The organism is Proteus sp. fly-1067, assembly GCF_040139345.1.
Lineage (GTDB): Bacteria > Pseudomonadota > Gammaproteobacteria > Enterobacterales > Enterobacteriaceae > Proteus > Proteus vulgaris_B.
This window is the reverse complement of the sequence record NZ_JBEEUL010000108.1, coordinates 1-693: the sequence shown is the minus strand read 5'-3', so window position 1 is coordinate 693 and position 693 is coordinate 1. Positions and strand designations below refer to the sequence as shown.

1 pseudogene is annotated in these 693 nt (G+C 40.1%); it reads left to right on the top strand.

Features of this window, described 5'->3' with window-relative positions:
- Positions 1-470: 470 nt before the first annotated feature.
- Positions 471-693, top strand: a pseudogene (locus ABN217_RS19415) (hypothetical protein); the annotation flags it as partial.

Below are 693 nucleotides of genomic sequence, written 5' to 3'. Positions count from 1 at the left end.
AATACTTGAGTAGCCTTCCAAAGCAGTATATGTCCTTTTGCCCTATCTCATAAAAAAGTGTAACTATAGTAACCTGATCAAGTTGAGAGGTTTCCGTTATACGGCCGACCAAATTCACTTTTATTTACGCGACTTTGTTGATAAGAGCTCCCACACAGAGCAAGACAGACTATTCATATCGACTCAAGATATGCTCAAATCATTCTTTATGATTTGTAAAGGAAAGAAACCTAATAGATCAAAACTAGCGCCTGATATCAGTTTAAAAGCGGATAAAAAAACACGACTGTGTGCCTTGTGTGGGAACCCAACAGAGTTTTCACAGTTCATGCACACATGGACAAAACACGGATATATTGAGAGAGAAAACAATGATCATGACAATGCTAAAGACAATGATGAAAAAGAAGGAAAGAAAAAGCGACCAGATCTGAGTACGAATTACTGTCTAAACCATCGTCCCAAGCTTCATGGCCGATGCAACTCTCTATATTAAGCAAGCCAAGCGCTCTGCAGAACAATTTGAGAAAGAAGTCTTGAGATTACGACGCCAAATCCCTCATCCAGACCGTCATAACGCTAAGTCCGGAGATAGATTAATTGATGAGTACTTTTATCACTTCATGCTGAACTCTTCACTGGCCCCAACTAATGTACCCGAACTGCGCAATTTAGCGCGCAAGATGGTAGATT